This is a genomic window from Frigoribacterium sp. NBH87 (assembly GCF_014217665.1).
GTDB lineage: Bacteria > Actinomycetota > Actinomycetes > Actinomycetales > Microbacteriaceae > Frigoribacterium > Frigoribacterium endophyticum.
The window spans coordinates 1,412,398-1,433,069 of sequence record NZ_CP043650.1; the positions used below are offsets into that span (position 1 = coordinate 1,412,398).

The 20,672-nt window shown below is 74.1% G+C and carries 22 protein-coding genes and 1 pseudogene; 11 read left to right on the forward strand and 12 right to left on the reverse strand.

The genetic code is table 11. The features are described 5' to 3' along the window. Positions 1–85 precede the first annotated feature (85 nt). The 4 genes and pseudogenes from rlmB to F1C15_RS06510 all read right to left on the reverse strand — a co-directional run bounded on the left by rlmB (position 86) and on the right by F1C15_RS06510 (position 4,391). Positions 86–1,126: a 23S rRNA (guanosine(2251)-2'-O)-methyltransferase RlmB gene (gene rlmB, locus F1C15_RS06495; protein ID WP_185233686.1), complete on the reverse strand. Its 1,041-nt coding sequence runs from the start codon at positions 1,124–1,126 to the stop codon at positions 86–88. Continuing rightward, positions 1,123–2,541 carry a cysteine--tRNA ligase gene (gene cysS, locus F1C15_RS06500; RefSeq protein ID WP_185233688.1) on the reverse strand — a complete coding sequence of 473 codons (1,419 nt, stop codon included), beginning with the start codon at positions 2,539–2,541 and terminating at the stop codon, positions 1,123–1,125. Before cysS ends, rlmB begins: the two co-directional genes overlap by 4 nt. Before the next feature lie 148 nt (positions 2,542–2,689). Continuing rightward, a pseudogene (gene ispD, locus F1C15_RS06505) lies at positions 2,690–3,919 on the reverse strand (2-C-methyl-D-erythritol 4-phosphate cytidylyltransferase); the annotation flags it as partial. After that, a complete protein-coding gene (locus F1C15_RS06510; protein ID WP_043597211.1) occupies positions 3,909–4,391 on the reverse strand; it encodes a CarD family transcriptional regulator in 483 nt (160 codons plus the stop codon). The gene F1C15_RS06510 and the pseudogene ispD, both read right to left, overlap by 11 nt. A 109-nt stretch (positions 4,392–4,500) precedes the next feature. Here F1C15_RS06510 and F1C15_RS06515 point away from each other — a divergent pair, with 109 nt between their 5' ends. Then, the gene (locus F1C15_RS06515) at positions 4,501–5,109 is read left to right on the forward strand and encodes a DNA modification methylase (RefSeq protein ID WP_156370104.1); all 609 of its coding nucleotides are present in this window, start codon (positions 4,501–4,503) and stop codon (positions 5,107–5,109) included. A gap of 111 nt (positions 5,110–5,220) precedes the next feature. On the opposite strand, the gene F1C15_RS06520 is transcribed toward F1C15_RS06515, so the two are convergent. Next, a complete protein-coding gene (locus F1C15_RS06520; RefSeq protein ID WP_056057051.1) occupies positions 5,221–5,907 on the reverse strand; it encodes a response regulator transcription factor in 687 nt (228 codons plus the stop codon). Continuing rightward, positions 5,904–7,094 carry a cell wall metabolism sensor histidine kinase WalK gene (locus F1C15_RS06525; protein WP_056057053.1) on the reverse strand — a complete coding sequence of 397 codons (1,191 nt, stop codon included), beginning with the start codon at positions 7,092–7,094 and terminating at the stop codon, positions 5,904–5,906. The genes F1C15_RS06520 and F1C15_RS06525 overlap by 4 nt, the downstream gene beginning before the upstream one ends. Positions 7,095–7,302: 208 nt before the next feature. On the opposite strand from F1C15_RS06525, the gene phoU reads away from it, so the two are divergent. Continuing rightward, a complete protein-coding gene (gene phoU / locus F1C15_RS06530) occupies positions 7,303–7,956 on the forward strand; it encodes a phosphate signaling complex protein PhoU (RefSeq protein ID WP_056057055.1) in 654 nt (217 codons plus the stop codon). A 22-nt stretch (positions 7,957–7,978) separates the two neighbouring features. After that, positions 7,979–8,512, forward strand: coding sequence for an AAA family ATPase (locus F1C15_RS06535; protein ID WP_185233692.1), 534 nt, complete (start codon positions 7,979–7,981; stop codon positions 8,510–8,512). 74 nt (positions 8,513–8,586) lie between these two features. Here F1C15_RS06535 and F1C15_RS06540 read toward each other — a convergent pair whose 3' ends face one another. Further along, on the reverse strand, positions 8,587–9,339 hold the full coding sequence (locus tag F1C15_RS06540) for a phosphoglyceromutase (RefSeq protein WP_185233693.1): 753 nt from the start codon (positions 9,337–9,339) through the stop codon (positions 8,587–8,589). Positions 9,340–9,384: 45 nt separating this feature from the next. On the opposite strand from F1C15_RS06540, the gene F1C15_RS06545 reads away from it, so the two are divergent. Then, entirely contained in the window at positions 9,385–10,161 is a 777-nt protein-coding gene (locus F1C15_RS06545; RefSeq protein WP_056057063.1) for a class I SAM-dependent methyltransferase, read from the forward strand. Positions 10,162–10,177: 16 nt separating this feature from the next. Here F1C15_RS06545 and F1C15_RS06550 read toward each other — a convergent pair whose 3' ends face one another. The 4 genes from F1C15_RS06550 to F1C15_RS06565 form a co-directional block, all read right to left on the reverse strand. Further along, a complete protein-coding gene (locus tag F1C15_RS06550; protein WP_185233694.1) occupies positions 10,178–11,290 on the reverse strand; it encodes an aromatic acid exporter family protein in 1,113 nt (370 codons plus the stop codon). Between the two features lie 9 nt (positions 11,291–11,299). After that, positions 11,300–12,433 (reverse strand): folate-binding protein YgfZ, encoded by a 1,134-nt coding sequence (locus tag F1C15_RS06555; protein ID WP_185234133.1) that lies wholly within the window; start codon positions 12,431–12,433, stop codon positions 11,300–11,302. A gap of 55 nt (positions 12,434–12,488) precedes the next feature. Then, complete coding sequence (locus F1C15_RS06560; RefSeq protein ID WP_056057068.1) at positions 12,489–13,124, reverse strand: FABP family protein; 636 nt, start codon at positions 13,122–13,124, stop codon at positions 12,489–12,491. A 207-nt stretch (positions 13,125–13,331) separates the two neighbouring features. After that, complete coding sequence (locus tag F1C15_RS06565; protein ID WP_185233695.1) at positions 13,332–13,625, reverse strand: hypothetical protein; 294 nt, start codon at positions 13,623–13,625, stop codon at positions 13,332–13,334. Positions 13,626–13,733: 108 nt separating this feature from the next. On the opposite strand from F1C15_RS06565, the gene F1C15_RS06570 reads away from it, so the two are divergent. From F1C15_RS06570 to F1C15_RS06595, 6 genes are all read left to right on the forward strand, one after another. Then, positions 13,734–14,414: a winged helix-turn-helix domain-containing protein gene (locus tag F1C15_RS06570; RefSeq protein WP_056057071.1), complete on the forward strand. Its 681-nt coding sequence runs from the start codon at positions 13,734–13,736 to the stop codon at positions 14,412–14,414. Further along, complete coding sequence (gene mshD, locus F1C15_RS06575; protein WP_185233697.1) at positions 14,411–15,244, forward strand: mycothiol synthase; 834 nt, start codon at positions 14,411–14,413, stop codon at positions 15,242–15,244. The genes F1C15_RS06570 and mshD overlap by 4 nt, the downstream gene beginning before the upstream one ends. Before the next feature lie 35 nt (positions 15,245–15,279). After that, positions 15,280–16,428, forward strand: coding sequence for a hypothetical protein (locus F1C15_RS06580; protein WP_185233698.1), 1,149 nt, complete (start codon positions 15,280–15,282; stop codon positions 16,426–16,428). Positions 16,429–16,575: 147 nt separating this feature from the next. After that, positions 16,576–16,797, forward strand: coding sequence for a hypothetical protein (locus tag F1C15_RS06585; RefSeq protein ID WP_056057078.1), 222 nt, complete (start codon positions 16,576–16,578; stop codon positions 16,795–16,797). Between the two features lie 137 nt (positions 16,798–16,934). Beyond that, positions 16,935–17,996, forward strand: coding sequence for a glycosyltransferase family 4 protein (locus F1C15_RS06590; protein ID WP_185233699.1), 1,062 nt, complete (start codon positions 16,935–16,937; stop codon positions 17,994–17,996). Beyond that, positions 17,993–19,024, forward strand: coding sequence for a DUF418 domain-containing protein (locus F1C15_RS06595; RefSeq protein WP_185233700.1), 1,032 nt, complete (start codon positions 17,993–17,995; stop codon positions 19,022–19,024). Before F1C15_RS06590 ends, F1C15_RS06595 begins: the two co-directional genes overlap by 4 nt. 9 nt (positions 19,025–19,033) lie before the next feature. On the opposite strand, the gene F1C15_RS06600 is transcribed toward F1C15_RS06595, so the two are convergent. After that, positions 19,034–19,657, reverse strand: coding sequence for a TetR/AcrR family transcriptional regulator (locus F1C15_RS06600; RefSeq protein ID WP_185233702.1), 624 nt, complete (start codon positions 19,655–19,657; stop codon positions 19,034–19,036). Between the two features lie 33 nt (positions 19,658–19,690). On the opposite strand from F1C15_RS06600, the gene F1C15_RS06605 reads away from it, so the two are divergent. After that, positions 19,691–20,659 carry a DMT family transporter gene (locus F1C15_RS06605; protein WP_185233704.1) on the forward strand — a complete coding sequence of 323 codons (969 nt, stop codon included), beginning with the start codon at positions 19,691–19,693 and terminating at the stop codon, positions 20,657–20,659. Positions 20,660–20,672 lie beyond the last annotated feature (13 nt).

The following is a 20,672-nucleotide window of genomic DNA, read 5'->3' on the forward strand; positions in this document are numbered from 1 at the left end:
ACGCGGTCCCTTCCGTGACCACGAAGAGGAGGCGCGGTGCCGGTCGACCGGCACCGCGCCTCCTCTGTGTCGGGGCTGACGAGCGCTACGAGCGCTCGGCGCGCAGCTTCGAGATCTCGTAGAGCGTGACGCTCGCGGCCATGCCGGCGTTCAGCGACTCGACGGCGCCCGTGATCGGGATCGACACGATGGCGTCGCAGGTCTCGGCGACGATGCGCGAGAGGCCCTTGCCCTCGCTGCCCACGACGACCACGAGCGGGCGGTCGGCGAGCTCGAGGCCCGGCAGCATGACGTGGCCGTCGCCGTCGAGGCCCAGCACGAAGACGCCCTGGTCCTTGAACGACTTGAGGGTCTGCGTCAGGTTCGAGGCCATCGCGACGGGGATGCGCGCCGCGGCGCCGGCCGAGGTCTTCCACGCCGAGGCGGTGAGGCCGACCGAGCGACGCTGCGGGATGATGACGCCCTGGCCGCCGAACGCGGCGACCGAGCGGATGATGGCGCCGAGGTTGCGCGGGTCGGTGATGCCGTCGAGCGCGACGAAGAGCGGGTTCTGGCGACGCTTGATCGAGCCCTCGAGCAGGTCGACCGGGTGCGCGTACTCGTACGGCGGCACCTTGAGGGCGACGCCCTGGTGCACCGAGTCGGGGCCGGTGAGGCGGTCGAGCTCGGGGCGCATGACCTCGAGGATGGGCAGCCCGCGACGCGTCGCGAGGTTGAGGATCTCCTTCGTGCGGTCGTCCATCTCGATGCGCGCCGCGATGTAGAGCGTCGAGGCGGGGATGCGCGTGCGCAGGGCCTCGAGCACCGAGTTGCGGCCGGTGACCATCTCGCTGTCGTCGGAGGTCTTCGGCTTGCGGCGGGGGGCGTCCTGCCCGCCGCGGCCGGCGATCGGCGACCCGGCGCGAGGACCGTTGCCGCCGCGGCCCCGGGCGGCGTCGAGGCGCTCGCGCGCCGCCTTCGCCTTGCCCGCGGGGTGGTACGGGCGGTCCTCCGCGGCGGGCGTGGGCTTCTTGCCCTCGAGCGCCTGGCGCCCCTGGCCGCCGCTGCCGACCTGCTTGCCCTTGCTGCCCTTGCGGACGGCGCTGCTGCTCGGCCGCCCCTTGTTCGCTCCGCTGGTGTTCTTCACTGTTCGAGGCTCCAATGCGACCCGCTGGGGGTGTCTTCGATGGTGACGCCGGCGGACGCCAGCATCTCGCGTACGCGGTCGGCCTGCGCGAAGTCGCGCGCGGCCCTGGCTTCCTGGCGGCTGGCGAGGAGGGTCTCGACGAGGGTGCCGAGCGCGCGGTGCGCGTCGCCCTCGTCGTCTCCGCGCCACTCTGGCGCCAGCGGGTCGATGCCCAGCACGGCCACCATGGCGGCGACGTGCTGGCGGTCGCGGGCGGCCGTGTCGAGGTCGCCGTCGTCGAGGGCGACGTTGCCCGACCGGACGGCGTCGTGCAGCACGGCGATCGCCTGCGGCACGTTGAGGTCGTCGTCCATCGCCTCGGCGAACTCGTCGGGCACGACACGGGCGCCGACACCGGCGAAGCGGGTGTCGGCCAGACGGCGCTCGGCGCGGGAGAGGAACGTCTCGACGCGGTCGAGCGCGGCCTCCGCCTCGACGAGCGCGCCGTCGTGGTAGTCGATGGTCGAGCGGTAGTGCGCCGCGCTGAGGAAGTAGCGGACGACGACCGGCCGGGCGAGGGCGAGGAAGTCCGCGGCGAAGATCGAGTTGCCGAGCGACTTCGACATCTTCTGGCCGTCGACGGCGACGAGGCCGTTGTGCAGCCAGTGGTGCGCGAAGGCGTCGCCGGCCGCGGTCGACTGGGCCAGCTCGTTCTCGTGGTGCGGGAACCGCAGGTCGAGGCCGCCGCCGTGGATGTCGAAGGCGCCGCCCAGGTAGCGCTTCGACATCGCCGAGCACTCGATGTGCCAGCCGGGCCGGCCGTCGCCCCACGGCGACGACCAGCTCGCTGAGGCGGGCTCGTCGGCCTTCGCGCCCTTCCAGAGCGCGAAGTCGCGGGGGTCGCGCTTGCCGCGCGGGTCGGCGTCGGCCGCGGGGGCCATGTCGTCGAGGCCCTGATTGGTCAGGGCGCCGTAGCTCGGCCAGCTCGCGGTGTCGAAGTACACGTCGCCCGAGCCGTCGGGCGCGGCGTAGGCGTGCCCGCGCTCGATCAGCGTCGCGACGATCTGCTGCATCTCGGTGACGCTCGCGGTCGCGCGCGGCTCGTAGGTCGGCGGCAGCACGCCGAGCGCCTGGTACCCCGCGGTGAACTCGAGCTCGTAGCGGTAGGCGCGCGCCCACCACTCCTCGTCGGTGCCGCTCGAGAGCGCGAGGATCTTGTCGTCGATGTCGGTGACGTTGCGCACCAGGGTGACGTCGAGGCCGCGGTAGGTGAACCAGCGGCGCCACAGGTCGTAGACCAGCGCGCTGCGCAGGTGGCCGATGTGCGGCGACGACTGCACGGTGGGCCCGCAGACGTACAGCCCCACCCGGCCGGGCTCGAGGGGGACGAAGTCGACGAGCGCCTGCTCGCGGGAGTCGTAGAGGCGGATGGTCACGCGGTCAGCCTATTCAGTGGTCGTCGGCGGACGGGTCGGACGACCCGTCGTCGGTGAGCGAGGTCGGGGCGACGGCGCCCCGTGCCGGGGCGGAGGCGGAGCCAGGGCCCCGGGGAGGCGCGGTGCGCGCCGCCGGGTCGACGACCGACACCAGAGCGGTCGCGATCGCCGTCAGCCCCCCGCCGCGCCCGGTGAAGCCGAGCCCGTCGGTGGTCGTGGCCGACACGCTGACGGGAGCGCCGACGACCTGCATCAGCCGCTCCTCCATCTCGAGGCGGCGGGCGGAGAGCCGGGGCCGGTTGCCGACGACCTGGACGGCGACGTCGACGACGTCGACGCCCGCGTGCGTCAGGCGCTCGACGGCCGCGGTGAGGAAGACCTCGCCGCTCGCGCCGGCGAAGCGCGGGTCGTCGGTGCCGAACATCGAGCCGATGTCGCCGAGGCCGGCGGCCGAGAGGAGGGCGTCGACGACGGCGTGCGCGACGGCGTCGCCGTCGCTGTGGCCGGCCAGGCCCGCCTCGCCCTCGAAGTGCAGGAGGCCGAGGTGCAGCGGCGCGGCCGGGTCGAACGCGTGGACGTCGATGCCGAGCCCGGTGCGGAGGGCGGGGTCGGGCCGGAGGCGCGGGTCGGAAGCGCCGACCGCCGCGGCCTGCTGCGCCGCGATCGTCTCGGCGCGTTGGAGGTCCCACCGGGTGGTGATCTTGAACGCGACCGGGTCGCCCTCGACGACGACGACCTCGTGGCCGGCCGCCGCGAACAGGGCGGCGTCGTCGGTGTGCTCGGCCCGGGCCGCGGCGTAGGCGGCGTCGAGGGCCGCCCGCGGGAAGCCCTGGGGGGTCTGCATCGCGACCAGCTCGGAGCGGTCGACGGTGTCGAGCACCGTGCCGGCCGCGTCGACGCGCTTGATCGTGTCGCTGACGGGGAGCCCCGGCACGACGCCGCGGCCGGTCGCCTCGACCGTCGACGCGACGAGGTCGAACTGGGCGGTGGGGGTGAAGGGGCGCGCGCAGTCGTGCACCAGGACGGTCGCGACGTCGGGGGCGACCGCCCCGAGGCCGGCGGCGACGCTGGCTTGTCGGCTGGCGCCTCCCGCGACCACCGCGACGTGGTCGGCGACGTGCCCGGCCGCCGCGACGACGAGCTCCGTGGCGTCGGCGAGCTGCTCCTGCGGCACGACCACGACGATCTGGGTGGGCACCGCGGAGGCGAGCACGGCATCGAGCGAGCGGGCCAGGATGCTGCGCCCGGCCACCTCGACGAAGGCCTTCGGCGTGCCGAGGCCGAGACGCGTGCCGCTCCCGGCCGCGACGACGACGACCGCCCGACCGACCCCCGTCAGGGAGCCGACCGTGCGGTCGTCGGTGGTGCTAGGACGCAAGAACCTCGTCGAGGACGCTCGACGCCTTCTCTTCGTCGGTCTTCTCCGCGAGGGCGAGCTCGCTGATCAGGATCTGGCGGGCCTTGGCGAGCATGCGCTTCTCGCCGGCGGACAGCCCGCGGTCCTGGTCGCGGCGCCACAGGTCGCGGACGACCTCGGACACCTTGATGACGTCGCCCGACGCGAGCTTCTCCAGGTTCGCCTTGTAGCGGCGGGACCAGTTGGTGGGTTCTTCCGTGAACGGCGCACGGAGGACGTCGAACACGCGGTCGAGCCCCTCTTTGCCGATGACGTCCCGGACGCCGACCAGGTCGACGTTGTCTGCGGGTACCTCGATGGTCAGATCACCCTGGGTGACGCGAAGCTTGAGGTACAGCTTCTCTTCGCCCTTGATGATCCGCTTCTTGACTTCAGAGATCGTCGCGGCCCCGTGATGGGGGTAGACGACGGTCTCTCCGACCTCGAACTGCATGAATCAGGCTCCATTCTGCGACGCCCAGGATACCATGGAAGGTCGGTGGTAAGGCTGCCCTGACGAACCGCCCCGCTCTGCCCTCGCTAAGCTGGGGCAGACCTTTGCCGTGAACTGGATCCTGGAGGCACTCGTGCGAGTCGCATCTGCAATTGACCGTCGAGGCGTCCGCGCCCTCGCCGCCGCCACCGTGGGTGCCGCCGTGCTCGTCGTCGCCGCCGGCTGCAACTTCATCAGCCCCCAGCGCACGACCCAGTTCTACGACGCCAGCGACGGCACGAGCGTCACGGTCGGCGACGTCAAGGTGCTCAACGCGCTGGCCCTGACCGAGGACGGCGCCGAGGCCAGCCTCGTCATGTCGATCGTCAACAGCGGCGACGACGCCGCGCAGGTGAGCTTCCAGTACGAGACCGAGTCGGGCGACGAGACGCAGACCGTCGACGTCGACGCGAACTCGCAGGTCGACCTCGGCACCGAGGTCGGTCAGGAGCAGTTCGTGATGAGCGACCTCGACGTCACCCCCGGCGCGCTGCTGCCCGTCTTCGTCCAGTACGGCACCGAGACCGGCAAGAGCCTGCAGGTGCCCGTGCTGACCGGCGAGCTCTCCGAGTACGCGACCCTGCTCCCGACGCCGGGCGAGACCACGGCGCCCTCCGCCGAGTCGACGACGCTCCCGTCGCCCGAGGACGGCACGCCCTCGGCCACGCCGACCCCGTAGCGGCACGCGGCGCCCGAACGGTGCCGAGACGACCAGAGGCCCGGCCCGCGTCAGCGGGGCCGGGCCTCTCGTGCGTCGGCGGTCGGACGGAGGCCGCCCGCCGGGGGCGCCTCAGGCCTCGATGCGGTACCCGAGCCCGCGCACGGTCACGAGCGCCTTGGGCTCGGAGGGCACGGGCTCGATCTTCGAGCGGATGCGCTTGATGTGCACGTCGAGGGTCTTGGTGTCGCCGAAGTAGTCGGAGCCCCAGACCCGGTCGATCAGCTGACCGCGCGTCAGCACGCGGCCGGCGTTGCGCATCAGCAGCTCGAGCAGCTCGAACTCCTTGAGCGGCATCGCGACGTCCTCGCCGCGCACCGTCACGACGTGGCGCTCGACGTCCATGCGGATGTCGCCCGCCTCGAGCATGCCGTCGGCGAGGTCGTCGCCGTCGTCGGCCCGGCGACGGAGGACCGCCCGGATGCGCGCCAGCAGCTCCCGCGTCGAGTACGGCTTGGTGACGTAGTCGTCGGCGCCGAGCTCGAGCCCCACGACGATGTCCACCTCGCTGTCCTTCGCGGTCAGCATGATGATGGGCACCTGCGACCTCGAGCGCAGCACCCGGCAGACCTCCGTGCCGGGGATGCCGGGCAGCATCAGGTCGAGCAGCACGAGGTCGGCGCCCGACTTGTCGAACAGGGCCAGGGCGGACGGGCCGTCCTCGGCGACGGTGACGCGGTAGCCCTCGCGCTCGAGGATGAAGGCCAGGGGCTCGCTCAGCGACTCCTCGTCCTCGACGATCAGGATGTGGGTGCTCATCGGGTATCGGTGTCTCCTCGTGTGGTGACCATGACAGGGACGGAACGGGTGTCGGGGCGGGCCTCGAACTCGGGCAGTCGGATCGTGAAGGTCGACCCGCTGCCGACCTGCGACCAGACGCGCACCTCGCCGCCGTGGTTCTGGACGACGTGCTTGACGATCGCGAGGCCGAGGCCCGTGCCGCCGGTGCGGCGCGACCGGGCCTGGTCGACGCGGTAGAAGCGCTCGAAGACGCGGTCGAGCTCGTGCTCCGGGATGCCGTAGCCCTGGTCGCTGACCGCGATCGAGACGCCGCCCTCGTCGTCGACGGTCGCGCCGATGCCGATCCGCGACCCGTCGGGCGAGTAGGCGATGGCGTTCGAGACGAGGTTGTCGACGGCGGTGACGAGCATCGTCTCGTCGCCGAGCACCTGCGCCTTCTTGCCGCCCCGGACGACGAGCGAGATGCCCCGCACCTCGGCCTCGACCCGGTTGCGGTCGACGGCGGTGTCGACGACCGCCCGCACGTCGACGGGGTCGCTCGACTCGAGCGCGTCGGTGGCCTGCAGCCGCGAGAGCTCGATGATGTCCTGGGTGAGGCGGCCGAGCCGGTCGGCCTCGCGCGTCAGGCGGCCGGCGAAGTGGCGGACGCGCTCGGGGTCGGCCGAGGCCGCGTCGAGCGCCTCGGCGAGCAGGCCCACCGCGCCGATCGGGGTCTTCAGCTCGTGGCTGATGTTGGCCACGAAGTCGCGGCGCATGTCGTCGAGCCGGCGGCCCTCGGTGTGGTCCTCGGCGAGCACGAGCACGTAGCGGCCGCCCAGCACGGCGGCCCGCACGCCGAGGGCGACGGTGGCCTCGGAACCGGGGAGGCGCGCCAGGGTGAGCTGCGCCTCCTGCGGGTCGTCGCTCCGCCGCGCCAGGTCGACGAGGGCCTCGACCTCGGGGTGCACGAGGTGCTCCTGGGCGGAGACCAGGCCGAGTTGACGGGCGAACGGCGAGGCCTTCAGCACGTTGCCCGACGGGTCGACGACGAGCCCGGCCGACGAGAGGGCGTCGAGCACCGCGTCGATGCCGTCCGGCAGCGTCGTCTCGACGAGTGCCGCGACGCGGGCGGCCCGGCGCTGAGCCGACACCACCACCATCACGACCGCGGCGCCGACCAGGACGCCGAAGAGCAGCGAGGCCGGCACCAACCAGGTTGGTTCCATGCAGGTCACGATAGTGAACGCCCGGGGCGGGAACGGACGAGAGCCAGCCGGAGCGCTGTACTTTGGGCACTGTTGGGCCTCCCGTCACCGACCGTTAACCTCCACCCGTGAGAGTCGACGGGACTGTGCGGGCGGCTCCGCCGGCACAGCACGGGGCGGTCGCCCCGAGACCCGGACACCCCCGGAACGACGAGAGGCCCAGACTCCCATGCGCGAGGTATTCCAGCAGGAACTGCAAGAGGTGCAGGAGCGCCTCGTCGAGATCGCGGGCCTCGTCGCCGTCTCGATCGAGAACGCCACCACGGCCTTCAACGACTCCGACGTGACGCTGGCGGAGAAGGTCATCGCCGACGACGACCGCATCGACGAGCGCGCGATCGCCCTCGACGAGCTCGCCATCGACATCCTGGCCCGCCAGAACCCCGTCGCCCGCGACCTCCGCATCGTGGTCAGCGCCCTGCGCATCAGCGCGTCGCTCGAGCGCATGGGCGACATGGCCGAGCACATCGCCCAGCTCGCCCGGTACCGCTTCCCCGAGAAGGTCGTGCCGAAGTCGCTGCGCCCGACGTTCCAGGAGCTCGGCCGCCTCGACGTCGCCATCGCGAAGAAGCTCACCGAGCTGCTCACGACGGAGGACGTCCGCCTCGCGGAGGAGATCCGCAACGACGACGACCGCATCGACGAGCTGCACCTCAGCGTCTTCGACAAGGTGCTCGGCGAGACCTGGAAGGGCGCGGCGGTCGACACCGTCGACTCGACCCTCGCGTCGCGCTACCACGAGCGCTTCGCCGACCACGCGGTCTCCATCGCCAAGAAGGTCCAGTACCTCGCGACCGGCGACTGGGTGGCCGCCGAGGTCTGACCCGCTGCGGGATGATGGGGGGATGGCTTCTGTCGCGATCCTCGTCAACGGTCTGCCCGGCTCGGGCAAGACCACCGTCTCGGCCACGCTGGCCGGCGTGCTCGGCTGCCCCCTGCTCGCGGTCGACCCCGTGCAGGAGGCGCTGGCCGACCTGGCCGGGCCGATGATCGCCCCGCAGGCGGTGCGGCGCATCGCCGTGGACGCCGTCTGGGCGATGGCCGGCGAGGTCGAGGCCGGCGTCGTCGTCGACGCGGGCTGGCGGCCCGACGGCGACCTCGACGGCGTGCGCGCCGGCGTCGAGCAGGCCGGCTCGCCCCGCGTGCTCGAGGTGTGGTGCGAGGTGGCTCCCGAGCTGGCGCTGACCCGCTCGGCGGCCCGCGTCGAGGGCGGCGGCCGCCACCCCGTGCACGGCACGGCCGACGAGCTGGCCGCCGGCTGGGCCGACCGGGTCGAGGGCGCGGGGCCGCTCGGCGCGTGGCCGGTCGTGCGCGTCGACACGAGCGGCGAGGTCGACGTCGACTCCCTCGTGATGGAGATCAGCGCGCACTTCGTGTGACGGGCACTGCGTGTGACACGACGGAGCCCGCCCCCGCACGACGGCGGGGGCGGGCTCCGAGGGAGAGGACGCGCCTACAGGCCCTTTTTCTCCCCCTGCGCCGCGACGGCGGCCGCACCGGCGGCGGCGGCCTGCGGGTCGAGGTAGCGGCCGGGGCCGGTGGGGCGGAAGTCGTCGTCGAGCTCGTAGACGAGCGGGATGCCGGTGGGGATGTTGAGCTCGGAGATCTCGTCGTCGCTGATGCCGTCGAGGTGCTTCACGAGCGCACGCAGCGAGTTGCCGTGGGCGGTGACCAGCACGACCTTGCCCTCGGCGAGGCTCGCGGTGATGTCGCTCTCCCAGTAGGGGATCATGCGCTCGATCACGAGGGCGAGCGACTCGGTGCGCGGGGCGTCGACGCCGAGCTCGGCGTAGCGGACGTCGTGCGCCTGCGAGAACTCGCTGTCGTCGTCGAGGGGCGGCGGCGGCACGTCGAACGACCGACGCCAGGTCTGGAACTGCTCGGGGCCGTACTGCTCGAGGGTCTGCGCCTTGTCCTTGCCCTGGAGGGCGCCGTAGTGGCGCTCGTTGAGCCGCCACGAGCGCTTCACGTCGATCCAGAGGCGGTCGGCCTCCTCGAGGGCGATGTCGGCGGTCTGGATGGCGCGGGTGAGGCGCGACGTGTACAGGACGTCGGGCTGCATCTGGTGCTCGACGAGGAGCTCGCCGGCGCGCTTCGCCTCGGCGCGGCCCTGCTCGCTGAGGCGCACGTCGACCCACCCCGTGAAGAGGTTCGCCTGGTTCCACTCGCTGTTGCCGTGACGGAGGAGGATGAGCGTCGAAGTCATGCCTCCAGCGTATCGCCGACGCCCCGGGCTGTCAGACTCGGAGCCATGCCCATCGGATCGATCACGCGCGGCACGACCGGCACCAACCGGCTCCGCCGCGTCGACCGGTGGATCGCCGCGCACCCCGTGCTGCGCCGTGCCGACGACCCGTTGGTCGTCGACCTCGGCTACGGGGCCAGCGCGACCACTCCCCTGGAGCTGCACCAGCGCCTCCGGAAGGTCCGGCCCGACGTCGAGGTGGTCGGCATCGAGATCGACCCGGAGCGGGTGCGGCTCGCGTCGCTCTCGGCGCGGCCCGGCGTGAGCTTCCGGCTCGGGGGCTTCGAGGTGCCGCTCGACGGCGGCCGACGCCCGGCCGTCATCCGGGCCCTGAACGTGCTGCGGCAGTACGACGAGTCGCAGGTCGACGCGTCGTGGCGGCTGATGACGTCGCGGCTGCAGCCCGGCGGGGTGCTCGTCGAGGGCACCTGCAACGAGGTCGGCCGCGTCGCGAGCTGGGTCGACGTCACCGAGGCGGGGCCGCAGACGTTCACGGTCGCGCTGCACCTCGCCTCGCTCGAGGCCCCGTCGGTCGTCGCCGAGCGGCTGCCCAAGGCGCTCATCCACCGCAACGTGCCGGGCGAGCGCGTGCACGACCTGCTGGTCGACCTCGACCGGCAGTGGGCGATCGCGGCCCCGCTCTCGGTCTACGGACCGGTGCAGCGCTGGATCGCGACGGTGGAGGGCCTGCGGGCCGCCGGCTGGCCCGTGCGGCACGGCCGGACCCGCTGGCGGCTCGGCGAGCTGACCCTGCCCTGGAGCGCGGTGGCGCCCCGCCCCTGAGCCCGCGGGGCCGAGGTCAGACGACGGCGAGCCGGCGGCGAGCCTCGTCGTGCGGCAGGCCCGTGGCCATCAGCAGGTCGATGACGAGCGGGCGCATCATCAGCACCACGATCGCCTCGGTGACCGGGGCGCCGGGCGCGACGACGGCCGGGTCGAGGCGGCGGCCGACCGCGCTGAGCGCCTCCCTCGCCGCGGGCAGCCGCTCGACGTCGTCGACCGACCCGCCGAGCACGCCGACCGCGCGGCCCGTGCTCTCGACGAGGTCGGCGAGGCCGAGCCGGTCGCGCCCGTCGCCGAGCGACGTGTCGACCCGGCGGGCGATCACCCGGAGGTTGCGCACCGCGAGGTCGACGTGGAGCCGCAGCGACTGCTGCTGACGGAGGTGCGGGAGGCGCGACCTCAGGAAGGGCGAGAGGCGCGAGATCGAGACGGCCGACTCGAGCGTCGACGCCCAGTCGTCGAGCAGCGGCTGCGTCGACCGCAGGCGCCGGAGCGCCTCGTCGGCCCGGCGGACGTCGTCGGTGCGGAGCGCGACGACGAGCGCCTCGAAGGCCGCCCCCACCTCGGCGAAGAGGGCCCGGGCGTCGGCCCTCGCCAGCCCGACCGGGTCGCGGGGCACGATCGCCGTCACCGCGAGGGCGACGAGCCCGCCGACCGCGCCGTCGACGCTCCGCACGAAGGGGCCGCCCTCCGGGTCGGGCAGCAGCATGACGAGCATCGACTGGGTGGCGGCCGCCGCGGCGAAGGCGCTGCTCGGCGACGCGAAGCGCGCGACCGCGAGCACCACCAGCAGCACGGCCGCGACCTGCCAGAGGCCCTTGCCGAGCACGAGCAGCATGACCTCGCTGAGGGCGATGCCGATCAGCACGCCGACCGCGTTCTCGAGCACGACGCGGGGCCGGGCGTCGCGGGCCAGGCCGAGCGACGAGATCGTGATCGTGACGGCGAGCAGCGGCACCGCGTGGCCGAGCCCCAGGTGCGTGATCGCGTACGACGCGCTGGCGGCCACGACGATCTGCACGATCGCCGGCATCGACGTCACCGTGCGACGGGTCGCCGCCCGGAGGTCGAAGCCGCGGGAGGCGCGCGAGGCCGCCCGCCGGACGGCACCCGGCTGCCGGGTCGCCACCCGGGCCGCCTAGCGGCGGACGGCTCCCAGGCGCGGCAGCCGGGGCACCCCGGCGGCGGCGCCCGCGGAGGCCGGCACGATCGTCTGCGGAGCGGCGGCGACGACGATGTCGGCCGAGAGCACCATGAGGGGCGCGGTCTCGTCGGTGGTGCGCTTGACCACGGCGAGCGCGACGGGGCCGAGCTCGTGGTGGACGGCGGAGCTCGTGACGCGGCCCACGGGGGCCAGGTCGGCGAGCGGGGTGCCGGCGGCGGTCGCCTCGGCGACGGCCGCCGCGGTGACGACGGGGTCGCCGGGGGCGGGCAGCACGGTGTCGGAGCCGTCGAGGTGCAGCATTACCAGGCGCCGCGGCGGGTGCCCGATGTTGTGCACCTTGGCGACGGTCTCCTGACCGCGGTAGCAGCCCTTGGCCAGGTGGACCGCGGAGCGGAGCCAGTCGAGCTCGTGCGGGATGCTGCGCTCGTCGACCTCGGTCGAGAGGCGCGGGCGCCACGCCTCGATGCGCAGGGCCTCGAGGGCGAGGGTGCCGGCGGCGGGCAGGTCGGACGCCGCGAGGGCCGCCAGGTCGGCCCGGTCGACGAGCACCTCGCGGTAGCTCCAGTCGCGGCCGGGGTGCGTCTCGGCGTCGGCGTAGCCGTGGCCGCCGGGGGCGACCTCGCGCCAGGGGTCGACCCAGACGACGGGCACGCCGGCGGGGGCGAGCACCGGGACGGGCAGCTCGACCTCGGCCAGGGCGCCGATCGTCGCGACGTCGGCCGAGCGGTCGGCGACCTCGACGCGGAGCATGAAGCGCATCCGGTCGAGCCAGGCCCGCAGGGGCTCCGCCTCGACGCGGTCGACGAGCAGCCAGGTGGTCTCGCCGTCGTCGACGACGCGGGCGGCGTGCTCGAGGCGGCCGTTCGCGTCGAGCAGGAGGGTCTCGGTCGACCGGCCCGGTTCGAGCCCCAGCAGGGCCTGGCTCGTGAGGGAGTTCAGCCAGCTGAGGCGGTCGGGGCCGCTGACCGTGAGCACGCCCCGGTCGGAGAGGTCGACGACCGCCGCGCCGCGGACGAGCGCCCGCTGCTCGGTGAGGGGGTTGCCGTAGTGCGCGGCGACCCCGCTGCCGTCGTCGACGAAGCCGTCGCGCGCCGCGAAGGGCGACACGACGACGGGGGCGGGGTCGGCGGCCTGCGCCCCCGCGACTCCGGCGGCCGGGGCGTCAGTCAACGCGGGCCAGGCGCCCGGAGGCGTGGGTGCGGAGCTCCTGGCCGAGGGCCGCGATGTCCCAGGCCCAGAGCAGGTGGTTCTCGACGAGGCCGTACATGCGCGTGGCGGCCGAGTACTCCTTCGCGTTGCTCGAGCGGAGCACGGCGTCGGTCGACAGGTCGATGCGCGGGCCCTTGACGCGGCCCAGGTAGAGCTCGTTGACGCCCGTGGGGTGCACGAGCTGCACCTCGAGGCCGAACCCGTCGTCGGGGCGGCGGAGGATCTCGACGGTCTGCGCCGACCGGAACGGCGCGACGCCCTGGCCGGGCAGCATGCCGGGCCCGCGGTCGCCCACCTCGGCGGGGCGTTCGAGGCGCCAGTAGCCGGTCTCGCTCGCCAGGGGCGTGCGCTCGTCGTCGAGCAGCCAGCTGAACGAGCTGTAGTTGAGGTAGGGCAGGCCGTCGTGGCTGAAGCTGACGCGCTGGCCGAACTCGTGCGTGCGACGGACGGCCGGGGGCGCGCCGTCGACAGGAGCGTCGGGGTCGCCCTCGCCGATCTTGTAGTCGACGACGCCCGTGCCCTCCCACACGCCGATGAGCCAGGACAGCGGGACGAGCTCCGCCGGGAGGTCGGTGGGGATGTCGATCACGGGTCTAGCGCTGGCCCTTGAAGAGCTTGACGAGGACGACGACGGAGACGAAGGCGATGGCCAGCGACGCGAGGGCGAGGAGCCCCACGTAGAACATCTCGAGGGCGAGCAAGGAATCCATGCCGCAAGACTACCCGCGCGGCACCGTCGGCGGGAGGGGCGGGAGGCGGTGCCCAGGGGCTGCCCAGCGGCGGCGGGGCACCGGGCTCAGTGGACGAGCGCGAGCACGCCGGTCGCCACGGCGAGGATGACCAGGCTGCCGCAGAGCGTGAGGACGCAGCGCGAGACCAGGCCGTCCTTCTCGCTGGCCGCGAGCTGCAGCACGAAGCTCAGGATGATGCTCGTGGCCAGCACGAGCGGCAGCCACACGTAGAAGTCGTCGCCGGGGGCGGCGATCGAGACGACGACCGCGACGATCAGCGTGAAGGCCCACACGGGCACCACGGTCAGCGGCTTGAGTCGCACGCGGCGGCTGGTGGGCGGGACGGCCGGGGTGGTCACTGCGCGGTTCTCCGTTCGTGGCCCGAGCACCGAGGGGCGTCGACACGTGGTCGAGCCGGGCATCACTCGTGTTTTAGACTGCCGACCATACATTCACTGGAGGTCCGTGTGGCGCAGCTGTTGGTCTTGACCTCTGCGGGCAGCCCTGACGTGCTCCCGGCTCTGGCTCTCCTCAGCCACCGTACCCGGCAGATCCCGGCCGAACCCGCACAGCTGGTGAACGCGCCCTCGAGCGACCTCATCTTCGTCGACGCCCGGGCCGACCTCGCCAGCGCCAAGTCGCTCTGCAAGATCCTCCGCACGACGGGCGTCACGGTGCCCCTCGTGCTCGTGCTCACCGAGGGGGGCCTCACGGCGGTCAACTCCGAGTGGGGCGTCGACGACGTCATCCTCGAGACGGCCGGCCCCGCCGAGGTCGACGCCCGCATCCGCCTCGTGACGGGTCGGCTGGCGCAGTCGCAGACCGGCTCGAAGATCCACGCCTCGGGCGTCGTCATCGACGAGGCGAGCTACTCGGCCAAGGTGCACGGCCGCCCGCTCGACCTCACCTTCAAGGAGTTCGAGCTGCTCCGCTTCTTCGCGACGCACCCCTCCCGGGTCTTCACGCGCGAGCAGCTGCTCAGCGAGGTGTGGGGCTACGACTACTTCGGCGGCACCCGCACGGTCGACGTGCACGTGCGGCGCCTCCGCGCCAAGCTCGGCGACCTCGAGTCGCTGATCGGCACCGTGCGCAATGTCGGCTACCGCTTCAACGTGTACGACGACGACCTGCCGGGGCCCGGCGCGTGACCCCCGCCGACGTCGAGGCGCTCGCCCGCGCGGCCCAGGCGGTCGACGGCAGCCCGCCGGTCAACGACCAAGCGCTCGTCGAGGTGCGCTCGGGCGAGGCCCGGGTCGTCGAGGCGCCGCACGCGGCCGCCGTGCTGCGCTCCGTCAGCGGCGACGACGGCGGCCCGGCCGGCACCGAGGTCGAGCTGGTCGTGCACCCCGACCACCGTCGCGAGGGCCTCGGCGCCCTGCTCGTGCAGCGTGTCCTCGACGAGACGACCGGCCCCACCGCGTTCTGGGCGCACGGCGACCACCCGGGCTCCCGCGTGCTCGCCGCGCGCTTCGGGCTCGACGAGACCCGGCGCCTGCTGCAGCAGCGCGCGCCGGTGGCCCCGCGCACCCCGCGTCTCCGCGAGGGCGACCGCGTCGCCGTGTTCCGTCCGGGCACCGACGACGCGGCCTGGCTCGACCTCAACGCCCGCGCCTTCGCGAGCCACCCCGAGCAGGGCTCGATCGACCAGGCCGACCTCGACGCGCGCCGCGCCGAGGAGTGGTTCGACGCGGGCGACCTGCTCCTCCTGTGGCGGGGCGACGAGCTGCTCGCGTCGTGCTGGCTCAAGCTCGAGGCGGGCCATCCCGGCGAGTTCTACGCCGTCGCGGTCAGCCCGGACCACCAGGGCGAGGGGCTGGGAGGCGCGGTGGTCGACGCCGGCTTCGCCCGCCTCGCCGAGCGCGGCGCCGACACGGCGGCCCTCTACGTCGAGGGCGACAACGAGCCGGCCCTGAGGCTCTACGCCGGCCGGGGATTCGTCGACCACGCGGTCGACGTGCAGTGGACCCTGCGGCGCTGACGCCGCCCGGTCAGGACGACTCCAGGGGGAGAGACATGAGCGAGACACAGGGGACGCCGGCGGACGAGCCGCGCGACGGCGGGCAGGCCGGACGGGCCGACGGGGCCGAGGGAGCCGAGGGGGCAGACCGGGCCGAGGGCGCCACCGGGGTCGCGGGCTCCCCCGCGGCGCCGCGGCGCCGTCGTCGTCGGCTCGTGCTGATCGGCGCGGGCGTGCTGCTCTTCCTGCTCGCGGCGGCGGCCGCCGTCGGGGTCGGGCGGACGGCGGCGTCGCACCGCCCCGAGGCCGCCGTGGCGGCGTACCTCGAAGCCGTGCAGCAGGGCGACGCCGAGCGAGCCTTCGCCCTCGACGGCACGGAGGTCGGCGACGACGACGTCCTCCTCACCGACGAGGCCTACGCCGCGGCGAGCGACCGGGTGAGCGACTTCGACGTCGCCCCGGCGGTCGTCGACGGCGAGTCGGCCACGGTGGAGGCGACGGTGCAGCAGGGCGGCGAGGCGGGCCCCCGGTGGCAGCAGTCGTTCGCCCTCGTGAGCGACGGCCGCGACCTCCTGGTCTTCCCGCGGTGGGAGCTGCAGCCGGTGGAGCTCGGGACGCTGACCGTCCAGGTGGGAGCGCCGTCGTCCGCGACCGTCTCGGTCGCCGGCGCCGAGCTGCCGCGAGGCGACTCGGCCACCGTGGAGCTGCGTGCGCTGCCGGGCAGCTACGACGTCGAGCTCGGCGGCGGCGGCGACCTCTGGGGCGCACCCGCCGTGACCGGCACGGCCTCGGGCGCCGGCAGCCGCGGCACGCCGGCGGTCCTCGTGGCCGAGCTGACCGAGGCGGGCGAGGCCTCGGCCCGGGCGGCCGTCGACGGCTGGGTCTCCGGCTGCGTCGGCAGCCCCGACCCCCGCCCCGAGGGGTGCAGCTTCGCCCTCCTCAACGGCGACGGCGGCTACGAGCTGTCGAACCAGAAGTGGACCCTCGAGACGGCCCCGACGTACGACGTGGGCGCGTGGGACGGCACCGGCTGGGACGTCACCTCGGTGACCGAGGGCGCCGCCTCCTACAGCGCCGACGCCCGCGACGCGTCGGGGGCGACGGGCACCTTCGGCTCGGTCTCGCCCGTGCCCGTCCGCGTGGCCGGGGTCGTCACGGACGTCACGCCGGAGGGCGCGGCGTTCGAGGCCGGCCCCTTCCTCTAGGGCCGGGGCACGTCGGGGTACGTCGGGGTACGTCGTCGACGCCTCCGGGGGCTACTCCGGCCCGGCCTCCGGGCTGCCACCTGGCTCCCAGCGCGACGGAGTGGATTGTGGGGACCGCACGATCCCCACGAGCTGCAGGAGAACACCATGAACCCCGTCCGTTTCCTCTCCGACCTCGGAGTCCAGAGCAAGCACGCCTACTGGGGCGGCTTCGCCTCCATCGTCATCGCCCTCGTGGCCTGGCTCGCGTCGCAGGGCAAGGACTCGAACGACAAGGCCCAGTCCGACCGCTGGGGCATCTTCATCGGTCACTGGGCGCCCACGTTCTTCGGGCTCGGCCTCGCGCTGAAGCTCGAGGAGAAGAAGTAGCACCAGCTCGAGCTGTGCCGAACGCCCCCGTGGAATCGCGGGGGCGTTCGTCGTCCCCTGATCCTGTTCTCGACATGTGATATCTTCGATCTCAGTTCTGCCCGACGTCCCGATCGGGTGACCGACCGAGGGGCCCCATGCGGATCGTCCACCTGACCGACTCCATGTCGAACACCGCCAACGGCATCGTCAACGTCGTCGTCGACCTCGCCACGACGCAGGCCGCCCTGGGGCACGAGGTCTGGGTCGTCTCGGCAGGAGGCGACTGGTACGACCTGCTCCACGCCCACGGCGTCTCGACGGCGGAGGTCGACTTCAGCCGCCGGGCCCCCCGCCAGCTGCCCGCCACCCTCCGCCGCGTCCGGGGCCTGCTCCGTCGCCTCGAGCCCGACGTCGTCCACTCGCACACCCTCACGCCCGCCGTGCTCGCCTCCGTGGCCGCCCCCCGGGTGCCGTCGGTGGCGACGGTCCACAACGAGTTCCAGCGGGGCGTCGGCGTCATGGGCCTCTCCGACGCCGTCGTCTGCGTGAGCGGGGCCGTGGAGCGTGCCATGCAGCGCCGACCCCTCGCGCGCCGGAAGACCTGCACCGTCACGAACGCGACGATCGGCAGCCCCCGGCGCCCCGGGCGCCCGGCGGCCGCCGACCTCGGGCACCCCGCCGTCGTCGCCGTCGGCTCGGTGACGCGCCGCAAGGGCTCCGACGTGCTCGTCGCGGCGTTCGGCCGGGTCGCGGAGGCGCACCCCGACGCCCAGCTCTGGTTCGTCGGCAACGTCGACGAACCCGACACGCTGGAGGCGGCGGCCGGCGCCCCGTGGAGCGACCGCGTGCACACGGTCGGCTCGGTCGCCGACCCGCGGCCCCACCTCTACGGCGCCGACATCGCGGTCACGGCCTCACGGCGCGACCCGTTCCCCCTCGTCGTGGGCGAGCAGCGCGAGGCGGGCCTCGCCTGCGTCGTCAGCTCGGCGGACGGCCTCCCGGAGGCCGTGGACCACGGCGCGGCCGGCCTGGTCTTCCCCTCCGGCGACGTCGACGCCCTCGCCCGGGCCCTCGACCGCCTGCTCGGCGACGAGGCGGCCCGGGCCGACCTCGGCGAGCGCGCCCGCCGCGGCCTCGAGCGCGCGCACGTGACCCGCATGACCGGCGAGTACCTCGCCGTCTACGACCGCCTGCTGGCCGAGGGGCGACGACGATGACCACGACCCGCACCGCTCCGTCCCCCGTCGACGGCGCCCCCGCCTCCACCCGGTGGCGGCTGCTGGACAGCCTGCGGGGGTTCGCCCTCTGCGGGATCCTCCTCGTCAACGTCCCCGACATCACCCGGCTGGGCAGCGCGGTGCCGTTCGACGCCGACGCCCCCGCGAGCACCACGCAGACCCTGCTCGAGTTCGCCGTGCAGACCCGCTTCGTCCCGATCTTCGTCGTCCTCTTCGGCCTCAGCCTCCAGCTCGTCGTCGACTCGGCGCGGCGCCGCGGCACGGCCCCGTGGCTGCCGGTCGGCCTCCGCCTCCTCGCCCTCCTGGGCATCGGCTGCCTGCACGCACTCGTCTACCCCGGCGAGGTCCTGCGCGAGTACGCGGTCGTCGGGCTGCTCGCGCTCCCGGTCGTGCTCTGGGCGCCCCGGTGGCTGACCCTGGCGCTGGGCACCGTCGGCACGGTCGCGGCCTACGCCCTGTTCGGCGGCGGGCTCGCGTCGCTGCCCGGCCTGGTGCTGCTGGGGGCCGCCGCCGCCTCCTGGGGCCTCCCCCGCGTCCTCGAGCGGGGCGGCAGGCCGGTCGTGGCGACGCTGGGGGTCGCCGCCGCCGCGAGCGTGGCGGCCGTCGCCTGGCAGACCACCCAGCCCGGCGACCCCCGGTTCACGACCGCGGGCGGCGTCGCCGGGCTGACCCTGGCCGTGACGTACACGGCGGCGCTGACCTTGCTGTGGTCCACGCGCGCTCGGGTCGTCGTCGCGGCCGCGTTCGAGCCCCTCGGCCGGATGGCCCTGTCGAACTACGTGGGGGCGTCGGTCGTCGTCGTCGCCCTCGTGGCGGGCGTGCCCGCCCTCGACTGGACGCACATGACCTCGCCGCTGCCCGCCGTCGTCACGGCGGTGGTCGTGCTGACCGTACAGTCCGTCGTCAGCCGGGCCTGGCTCACGCACTTCCGCTACGGCCCCGTCGAGTGGGCGTGGCGCACCGTCACGTGGCGTCGACGAGCACCGTTCCGGGGAGGAGTGCTCTGACGCGGGCCGTCAGGCTCGCGGCGTCGCCTCGAGGAGCGAGCGCGCGACGGTGCGGGCGTGCTCGAGGGGCTGGTCGAAGGTCTCCATCCCGACCGTGACGATCGCCCCCTCGTGCACGAGCATGAGCGTCCGGGCCAGGCCGTCGGGGCGGGCGAGCCCCGCCTCGCGGCAGAGCTCGGCGAAGAGCGTGAGCAGCCAGCCCTTCTGCCGCGCCGCCTCGGGGAAGACGGCGTTGCCGTCGTTCCCGTCGCCGACCTCCGCCCGCGCGTTGATCGCGCTGCAGCCCTTGCCGCCGTGCTGCCGCGACCAGTCGACGGCGGCGTCGAACACGGCGAGGACCCGCGCGACCCCGGGCTCAGGCACCCGCGCCAGGTGGGCCGCGAGGTGCTCCCGCCACCGGGCGTCGCGGTGGCGGAGGTACGACACGACCAGCGCCTCCTTCGAGCCGAAGCGGTCGTAGAGCGTCTTCTTCGTGACCCCGGCCGCCTCGGCGATGGTGTCGACGCCGACCGCGTGGATGCCCTGGTCGTAGAAGAGGTCGGAGGCGGCGTCGAGCACGCGACGGGCCCCCGGCGTGAGCGCGGGCAGGGCGGGGACGGCGAGGCTGCCGACGGGGCTGTCGAGATCGACCATGCCTCGACTATACCGATGTGTATAGTCGAGGCCATGAGTAAACAGATCGGTGTACCGAGTGGCCTCGTCGTGGTCGGCGGGGCGGCCGCGTTCGTCCTGGCCTGGAGCTCAGGCTTCACGCTCGCCGCCCTCGCGACCGTCGACGTGCCGGCGACGACCCTCCTGGTCTGGCGGTTCGCCCCGCTCGCCCTCGTGCTGCTCGTCGTCACCGGCCTCCGGGGCGGCCTGCGCGGCGTCACCCGCGGCGACCTCGGGCAGCAGGCCGCCGTCGGGCTCCTGGCTCAGTTCGGCTACTGCGTCTTCGTCTACGCGGCCGTGGCCGCCGGGGTGGCGACGGGCACGACGGCGCTCGTCGACGCCGTGCAGCCGCTGGTCGTCGCGACGCTCGTCGGCCCGCTGCTCGGGCTCCGGGTGCGCGGCGGGCAGTGGGCGGGCCTCGCGCTCGGAGCGCTCGGCGTCGTGCTGGTGGTCGGATCGCAGCTGGGGGACTCCTCCGCCGCACCCGTGGCGTACGTGCTGCCCGCCCTGGCGATGGCCTGCCTGGTCGCCGGCACGCTCGTCGAGCGGCGTGCGCCCGTGCGCCTCCCCGTGCTGACCACCCTGACCCTGCACGTCTCCGTCACGGCGCTCGCCCTCGTCGCGCTCGCCGTCGCCACCGGCACCTTACGGCCGCCCCTCGACGCCGCGTTCTGGCTGGCCGCCCTCCTCACCGCGGCCCTGCCGACCCTCGCCGCCTACGGCCTGTACTGGTGGCTGCTGCGGCGCCTCGGCGTGACGGCCGTCAACGCGCTCCTCTTCCTGGTCGCGCCGACGACGGCGCTGACCGGCGCCCTCCTGCTCGGCGAGCCGTTCTCGCTCGCCACGCTCGGGGGCTTCGCCCTCAGCGCGGCGGGCAGCGCCCTCGTGCTGGGCGGGGAGCGCGGGAGGCGCGGGGCAGCACCCGAGGAGCCCTCCCCCGGTGCCCGCGCGTACCTGACGTCACCTGCCGTTCACCGTCGGTGACCCCGACCGGTCA

Coding starts and splice junctions, on each gene's coding strand:
- F1C15_RS06510 (WP_043597211.1), bottom strand. CDS start 4,391: ATGCAGTTCGAGGTCGGAGAGACCGTCGTCTACCCCCATCACGGGGCC.
- F1C15_RS06520 (WP_056057051.1), bottom strand. CDS start 5,907: ATGAGCACCCACATCCTGATCGTCGAGGACGAGGAGTCGCTGAGCGAG.
- F1C15_RS06525 (WP_056057053.1), bottom strand. CDS start 7,094: ATGGAACCAACCTGGTTGGTGCCGGCCTCGCTGCTCTTCGGCGTCCTG.
- phoU (WP_056057055.1), top strand. CDS start 7,303: ATGCGCGAGGTATTCCAGCAGGAACTGCAAGAGGTGCAGGAGCGCCTC.
- F1C15_RS06535 (WP_185233692.1), top strand. CDS start 7,979: ATGGCTTCTGTCGCGATCCTCGTCAACGGTCTGCCCGGCTCGGGCAAG.
- F1C15_RS06540 (WP_185233693.1), bottom strand. CDS start 9,339: ATGACTTCGACGCTCATCCTCCTCCGTCACGGCAACAGCGAGTGGAAC.
- F1C15_RS06545 (WP_056057063.1), top strand. CDS start 9,385: ATGCCCATCGGATCGATCACGCGCGGCACGACCGGCACCAACCGGCTC.
- F1C15_RS06580 (WP_185233698.1), top strand. CDS start 15,280: ATGAGCGAGACACAGGGGACGCCGGCGGACGAGCCGCGCGACGGCGGG.
- F1C15_RS06585 (WP_056057078.1), top strand. CDS start 16,576: ATGAACCCCGTCCGTTTCCTCTCCGACCTCGGAGTCCAGAGCAAGCAC.
- F1C15_RS06590 (WP_185233699.1), top strand. CDS start 16,935: ATGCGGATCGTCCACCTGACCGACTCCATGTCGAACACCGCCAACGGC.
- F1C15_RS06595 (WP_185233700.1), top strand. CDS start 17,993: ATGACCACGACCCGCACCGCTCCGTCCCCCGTCGACGGCGCCCCCGCC.
- F1C15_RS06600 (WP_185233702.1), bottom strand. CDS start 19,657: ATGGTCGATCTCGACAGCCCCGTCGGCAGCCTCGCCGTCCCCGCCCTG.
- F1C15_RS06605 (WP_185233704.1), top strand. CDS start 19,691: ATGAGTAAACAGATCGGTGTACCGAGTGGCCTCGTCGTGGTCGGCGGG.